This window comes from Pseudomonas sp. P7758 (assembly GCF_013386485.1).
Lineage (GTDB): Bacteria > Pseudomonadota > Gammaproteobacteria > Pseudomonadales > Pseudomonadaceae > Aquipseudomonas.
Genome location: NZ_JACARS010000065.1, coordinates 1 through 7,288 on the forward strand (window position 1 = coordinate 1; position 7,288 = coordinate 7,288).

6 protein-coding genes and 1 pseudogene are annotated in these 7,288 nt (G+C 64.7%); 3 read left to right on the top strand and 4 right to left on the bottom strand.

Translation table 11 applies throughout. The features are described 5' to 3' along the window. A pseudogene (locus HX873_RS14115) lies at positions 1-106 on the top strand (peptide-methionine (S)-S-oxide reductase); the annotation flags it as partial. 139 nt (positions 107-245) lie between these two features. On the opposite strand, the gene HX873_RS14120 reads toward HX873_RS14115, so the two are convergent. From HX873_RS14120 to HX873_RS14135, 4 genes are all read right to left on the bottom strand, one after another. Further along, a complete protein-coding gene (locus tag HX873_RS14120) occupies positions 246-1,589 on the bottom strand; it encodes a cytochrome c (protein ID WP_003215611.1) in 1,344 nt (447 codons plus the stop codon). A 17-nt stretch (positions 1,590-1,606) separates the two neighbouring features. After that, a complete protein-coding gene (locus HX873_RS14125; protein ID WP_102368781.1) occupies positions 1,607-3,859 on the bottom strand; it encodes a molybdopterin cofactor-binding domain-containing protein in 2,253 nt (750 codons plus the stop codon). Next, the gene (locus HX873_RS14130; RefSeq protein ID WP_008434715.1) at positions 3,859-4,314 is read right to left on the bottom strand and encodes a (2Fe-2S)-binding protein; all 456 of its coding nucleotides are present in this window, start codon (positions 4,312-4,314) and stop codon (positions 3,859-3,861) included. Before HX873_RS14130 ends, HX873_RS14125 begins: the two co-directional genes overlap by 1 nt. Positions 4,315-4,567: 253 nt before the next feature. After that, a complete protein-coding gene (locus tag HX873_RS14135; RefSeq protein ID WP_023658741.1) occupies positions 4,568-5,461 on the bottom strand; it encodes a LysR family transcriptional regulator in 894 nt (297 codons plus the stop codon). Between the two features lie 94 nt (positions 5,462-5,555). Between HX873_RS14135 and HX873_RS14140 the strand changes: the two genes are divergently transcribed. Then, positions 5,556-6,740 carry an MFS transporter gene (locus HX873_RS14140; protein ID WP_134326311.1) on the top strand — a complete coding sequence of 395 codons (1,185 nt, stop codon included), beginning with the start codon at positions 5,556-5,558 and terminating at the stop codon, positions 6,738-6,740. 184 nt (positions 6,741-6,924) lie between these two features. Beyond that, on the top strand, positions 6,925-7,288 hold a 364-nt coding region (locus HX873_RS14145; protein WP_177122825.1), incomplete at its 3' end, for a helix-turn-helix domain-containing protein.

Genomic DNA, 7,288 nt, shown 5'->3' on the forward strand with positions numbered 1-7,288 from the left:
GTTCTGGGAAGCGGAGCCGGAGCATCAGGATTACCTGGAGCGGATTCCGAATGGCTACACCTGCCACTTCATCCGACCCAACTGGAAACTGCCGAAACGCGCCTGAAAATGTGGGAGCGGGCTTGCTCGCGAAAGCGGTGTGTCAGTCAGCAAGTTCTTCACTGACCCACCGCCTTCGCGAGCAAGCCCGCTCCCACATAAAGCAGTTCCTACACAAAGCGCCTCCCTCACAAGGCGCATTTCCCTCAGCGCATTTGCAGAATGATCGGGCTACTGCTCGCCGGGCCCGTGTGCTCACGCAACTTGCCCACCGCCTTGGCATCCACCGCCCCACCCTGATTGCCCCAGGTGCCGCGCACAAACGTCAGCACTTCAGCAATCTCCTGGTCCGACAACTGCTCACGGAACGCCGGCATGCGATAAGCGTCCGCCACATTGGCCGCCACTACGCGCTGCGAGCCATTGAGGGTGATGTTGATCGCCGAGGCGTCCTCCTTGGCCAGTGCGGAGGTGGCGCCGGCCAGCGGCGGCATCCAGTCCGGTTGCCCTTTGCCTTCCAGCCCGTGGCACGAGGCGCAGCGGGTCACATAGGTATGCGCACCCGGCGCATCCAGGCGTTGCGCAGCCGACACCGCCTGATACTGCCAGGCCGCACCGTCGCGCTGCTCGTCGCCCGGCAATGACCGCAGATAGCGTGCAATCGCCGCCAGGTCATCGTCGCTCATGAACTGCGTGGAGTTGTTGAACGCCTCGGTCATCGAGCCATAAACCACCGCATGTTTGTTGCGACCGGTCTTGAGGAACTGCACCACTTCCGGCTCGCTCCAGCGCCCCAGGCCGGTGTTGGGATCATCCCGCAGGCTCGGTGCGTACCAGCCATCGAGCAAGCCACCGGCCAGGTAAGGCTTGCCACTTTCATCCAGTGCCTTCTCGTTGAAGGCCAGGCCCCGTGGCGTATGGCAACTGCCGCAATGCCCCGGGCCCTGCACGATGTAGGCGCCCCGGTTCCACAGTTCATCCTTCCCGGCCTTCGCGACATACGGCTTGCTGTCGGTAAACACGCCATTCCACAGCGCGATCGGCCACCGCATATTCAATGGCCACGGGATCGAACTCTTGATATTGGCCTGCTGCACCGGCGCCACGCCCTTCATGAAGAACGCGTACAGGGCGCGCACATCATCGTCGCTGAGCTTGGCATAGGACGGATACGGCATCGCCGGATACAGGCGGCGCCCACCCGGCGCGACACCCTGGCGCACCGCGCGGTCGAAGTCGGCGAGGCTGTAGCTGCCAATACCGGTTTCCGGGTCTGGCGTGACGTTGGTGGCGTGGATCGCCCCCAGCGGCGTGGCCATTTCCAGGCCACCGGCAAAGGGCTTGCCGTTGGGCACGCTGTGGCACGCCACACAGTCGCTGAGCCGGGCGACATACTCGCCTCGGGCGACCAGCGCCGGGTCCGTGGCGACGGGCTCGGCCCCCAGCGGCGAGACAGGCTCGCGGGTGACATACCAGGCCAGCAGGCCTGCGGCGACCAGGCACGGCAGCGCCAGCCAGCCAACGGTTCTTGCGAATCGACGGTTGTTCATAAGTGCTCAGGCCCCGGTCAGGTGAAGGAGTGGCGGCTTAACGGCATGCTGCGAACACGCTGCCCGGTCAACGCCGCGACGGCGTTGGCCACGGCAGGCGCCACGGCGGGCAGCGGCGGTTCGCCAATACCGCCCATTTTTTCCCCGCTCTCGATCACGCGCACGTGCACCCGGGCCATCCGCGAAGGCGGCAACACCGGGTACAAATCGTAGTTACGCGCCCGAGGCAAGCCGTCCACATACACCGCTTCCTCCAACAGCACCTGGGACAAGCCCAGCGACACCGCCCCATTCACCTGCGCTTCGACAATCGCCGGGTTGACGATGCTGCCCGGGTCGATTGCCTGCCAGATGTCATGCACCTTGACCTGGCCGTTCTCGATCGACACCTCGGCAATCACCGCCGTCTGGGTGCCGAACGGTGACGCCATCGCCACCCCGCGTGCGCGCTTGCTGCCGTCTTCGGCAACAAACGGCCCACGTTTCCAGCCACCCGACAACTCGCCCACCGCCTTCAGCAGGGTGGTCAGCCGCTGGTTATCCCGCAACAGATGCAGGCGCAACTCGAACGGGTCCTTGCCCCCCTTGTCGGCCAGTTCATCCAGGAAGGATTCGTAGAAAAAGTCATTCAGCGAATTGCCCACCGAACGCCAGTAGCCCAGCATCACCGGGCCCTTCACATAGATCTGCGCGATACGCTTGTTGGGAATCGCATAGGACTTGCCGGACAGTCCCTCAAGGGCCGTCGGGTCGAGCTTCTCGCCCTGCTTGCCCGCCAGGGCCTCGGTCGGTCCCTCCGTGGCGCTCACCGCTTCAATCGCCACCGGCCAGCCGTCGCTGTCCAGCGCCCCACGGAAATTCACCGCTGCGACCGGGCGCAGCACATCCCGCAGGAATTCTTCTTCGCGGCTCCAGATCAACTTCACCGGGCGCCCCACCGCCTTGGCCAACTCGATGGCCTGCGGGTAAGGACTGGCCGAGTCATACAGGAAGTGCCGCCCGAAAAAACCACCCAACAACGGCGAATGCAGGGTAATCCGCTCCGGGGCCAGGCCGGTGCGCTTGGCGATATCGGCCAGGAACATGTCCTGCGCCTGATTCGGCAGCCAGATCTCCAGCGAACCGTCAGGGTTGAAGCGCGCCAGCGCCGAAGGCGGCTCCAACTGGGCATGGTGCAGGTACTGGTTGTGGTAAGTGGCCTCGACCCTGGTCTTGGCATTGGCCAGCGTGCCGGCCACGTCGCCCTCGTTCTCATCATCACGGGCCGGGCCGGTTTCTGCGGCCAGGCGCTTGAAATGCTCGTCGCTGGAAAAGTCCTTCGGCATCCCGCGCACCTTGGAATCAGCCGTCGGCTCCAGCCAGTCGACCTGAATCGACTCCACCGCACGCTTGGCATGCCACCAACGCTCGGCCACCACCGCCACCGCACCGGGCAGGCGATGCACCGAATGCACGCCCGGCATGGCCTTGACCTGGTCTTCGTTGCGCAGGCTGCCCACGGTCATGCCGAGTCGGGGCGCATGCTGCACGGCGGCATGGAGCATGCCGTCGACCTTCATATCAATGCTGTACAGCGCCTTGCCGGTGGACTTGTCATACGCATCGAGACGCTTCACCGGCTTGCCGATCCAACGGAACTGGCTTGGGTCGCGCAGCTTCACACTGGCCACATCCGGTACCGGCAGGTCCATCGCCCGCCCGGCCAACTCGCCATACGCAAGGGAACGCCCGGACGCCGCGTGTACCACCTTGCCCGGCTCGGTCGACAGCTCGCTCACCGGTACCTTCAGCGCCTGCGCCCCGGCCTCCAGCAACATGGCCCGGGCCAGCGCACCCAGCCGGCGCATCGTGGGGTAACTCATCCGCACCGACATACTGCCGCCGGTGATGCGCATGCCGTTCTCCATCACCACAAAGGCTTCACCGGGCGGGGCACACTCAACCAGGAACGTGGCCGGGTCGGCGTCCAACTCCTCGCCGACAATCTGCGCCATCGCGGTGAACGTGCCCTGGCCGCCTTCGATAAACGGGCTGAGCAAACGAATCGTGTTGTCCGGGCGAATCTCCAGGAAGGCCGGCACCTGCGTACCGCGTTCGGCGGTGGCCGCGGCGGTGGCCGCCTGCACTCGGCCAGACCCCAGCGGCAGGCCAAAACCGATCACCAGCGCGCCCACGGCCGTACTGGCCAGGAAGCGACGGCGGGACAGGTTCACCGGGTCAGTCAGCGCCGCGACCAAGGGCAGCGCAGTGGGATCAATGCGAATGTTCATCAGGCCTCTCCCTTCTGCGCAAGGTCATGCACGGCGGCATGAATGGCGTTATAGGTGCCACAGCGACAGAGGTTGACCATGGCGGCCTCGATCTGCGCATCACTGGGCTTGGGCGTGTGCTTGAGCAGCGCGGTGGCCGCCATTACCTGGCCGGATTGGCAGTAGCCGCATTGGGCGACCTGGTATTCGACCCAGGTGGCGACGACCCGCTTGCCGACGTCATCGGACTCGATGGCTTCGATGGTGGTGATTTCGCGGCCGACCACGCCGGAAACGGGCGTGACGCAGGAACGCACGACATTGCCGTCCACAAGCACCGAACACGCACCGCATTGCGCCAGGCCGCAGCCGTATTTGGTGCCGGTCATGTCCAGGTTGTCGCGGATGACCCAGAGCAGGGGCGTGTCGGGTTCGGCGTCGACTTGGTGGGTCTGCTGGTTAATTCGTAATTCCATGGCTCACCCGCTGATCATCGGTTGGTGTTGCATTTTTTAGTATTTTTAGACGGCAAGACGGGGCCTCGCCGCTGGGCATCGATGGCCCGTCTGGTTCGCGCGCGCGTGGTTTGACTAGTCTAGCGGGCGATGGGAATGACTTTAGACCCTGGTTCATCAAGGCGCTATGCAGGGGTGGGCAAGATCGCAGGATTAGGCAAGTATTCAAGAGGATTGCGTCAGGGGGGGGAGCGGCCTGTGGTGTCAGTGGCGGTCACGCCGGGTGGTGTTCCACCAGAAAGTCGACAAATGCCCTGACCCGCGCAGGCATCGCCGCGCCGCCGACGAACACCGCGTGAATCGGCTCCTGGTCTCCGGGGTTGTACGCTTCAAGCAACGGCACCAGATCACCGCTGGCCAGGTCATCTGCCACGCTGAATGCGCCAATGCGCGCGATGCCGGCACCCAGCTTGGCCAGCTGGGACAATACCTCCCCGCTGTTACCCTCGATCGTACCCGACACCTGCAGCGAAAAATCGCGCCCGTCCACGCGAAACGGCCAGTCGGGCGCTGCCCGGCGGAAGTTGAAACGCAGGCAGTTGTGGTTGAGCAAATCCTGCGGCACCTGCGGCGTGCCATGACGCGCCAGGTAGTCCGGGGAAGCCACGATCACCTCGCCGATGGAGCCGATAAGGCGAGCGGTCAAGGGGCTGTCGGCCAATTGACCGAAGCGGATTGCAACGTCCGCTTGCCCGCCCAGGATATCCACCACCTCATCCTCCAGCCGCAACTCAACCACGATGGCAGGGTAGCGCGCGCTGAACGCGGCAACCAGCGGCACGATCGACAGCCGCCCGTGTGCGAGCGCCGCGCTGACCCTCAGCCGCCCCCGTGGCGCGCCCTGGTCGGTGATCGCATCCTCGACTTCGGCCATGTCCGCCAGGATCCGCCGGGCGCCGCGCAAATACGCTTCGCCTTCGGCCGTGAGCGTGATCGCCCGGGTGGTGCGCAGCAGCAGGCGGGTGCCTATGCGCCCCTCGATGCGGGTGATGATGCGGCTGATGGATGACGGCGTGAGGCCCAGCACCCGAGCCGCCCCCGAGAGGCTGCCCTGCTCCGCGACCATGGCGAACACCGCCATCTCCCCCGACCGACCGCCTATGTCCACTTGTGATCTCCACGCAAAGCTGTAGTGCCCTGCCGAGGGCTACCGCCTGAAAAGTCGTGATTGTAGCATTTGATACAAAGATGAGGAGTCACCTATGCGTATCAACCCACCCCTTGTAGCACTGTCCATCGGCGCCTTCGGCATCGGGGTCACCGAGTTTGCCCCCATGGGCATGTTGCCCGGGATCGCCGCCGACCTCGGTGTTTCCATTCCCGCCGCCGGGCTGCTGGTCAGCGCCTATGCCATGGGCGTGCTGATCGGCGCCCCGATCATGACCCTCGCGACAGCCAGGGTGGCGCGCCGTTATCTGCTGGTGGGCCTGATGGCCATTTTCACCCTGGGTAATCTGCTGTCCGCCCTGGCCACCGACTACCAGACCCTGATGGTCGCCCGGTTGGTGACATCGCTGAATCACGGGGCATTCTTCGGCATCGGCTCCATCGTGGCAGCGAGTGTGGTGGCGCCCGACAAACGCGCGGGGGCCGTCGCCGCGATGTTCCTCGGGCTGACCCTGGCGACCATCGGTGGCGTGCCCCTGGCAACCTGGTTCGGCGAGAACTTCGGCTGGCGTACGGCGTTCTGGGGCATCAGCGGGCTCGGGGCGTTCGTGATGGTGGCCCTGTGGTGGGCGCTACCGAATACGCCCGCTCCAAAAGGGGCAAGCCTGATGGCCGAAATCCGCGTACTGGGCCGCGGGCCGGTACTGGCAGCGCTGGCGTTGACCGTGGTGGGGTCCAGCGCCATGTTCACGGTGTTTACCTATATCGCGCCGATTCTGCGGGATGTCACCCACGCCTCGACCAACTTCGTCACCGCAATGCTCGTGCTGTTCGGGATCGGCCTGACCCTCGGCAACGTCTGGGGCGGCAAGTCTGCGGACCGTTCGGTGGACCGCACCCTGATAACGTCGCTCGTGGTCCTGATTGCCGTGCTGCTGGCCTTCTCTGTGCTCATGCAATGGCCGCTGCCCGCCGCCTTGTCGATCCTGCTGTGGGGCGCCGCCAGCTTTGCGCTGGTACCTCCCCTGCAAATGCGCGTGATGGAAGCCGCCAAGGATGCACCCAACCTGGCCTCGGCGATGAACATCGGTGCGTTCAACTTCGGTAACGCCATTGGCGCGGCGCTGGGGGGAGCAGTGATCAACGCAGGGCTGGGCTACCCGGCCATTTCGCTGGCTGGTGCGATCATGGCGGCCCTGGGTTTGCTGATGGTGCTGGGCCTTGGCTGGCGCTCGCGGCGCGCAGGTTCACGTATCTGCCAGGAACCGGCGCAGGCATAAAGACAGCCGCGCTTAAACGCCCCCCTACACCCTCCCCTCTGAAAAGCCCCGAATCCCGGGGCTTTTTTGCGTCTGCCTGGCCGCCATCCATCGCTGCAAAAAATTTCAGCTAGTGACTTTCATTATGAAATCCACTGTGCAATATTACTTGCGTAATATTTAGCAACAGTTCCCGGAGTCCCTCATGAAGAAAGCCAGCTTCCAACCCATGTCCTGCCCGGTCGCCCGTGCCCTGGAGCACATCGGTGATGGTTGGAGCCTGTTGATCCTGCGTGATGCGTTCTACGGGCTGCGCCGTTTCGACGAGTTCCTGCAGAGCCTCGGGATCGCCTCGAACACCCTGACCCGCCGCCTGAATGCGTTGGTGGCCGGCGGCTTGCTGGAACGGCGCCCGTACCAGGACAACCCGCCGCGCCATGAGTACCACCTCACCGAAGCGGGCCGGGACTTGCGCCAGGTCATCCTCACGCTGATGGCCTGGGGCGCGCGGCATGCCGAGGGCTCGACCAAGGTGTTTCTCGCCGATGAGGCCACCGGGCGCCCGGTGG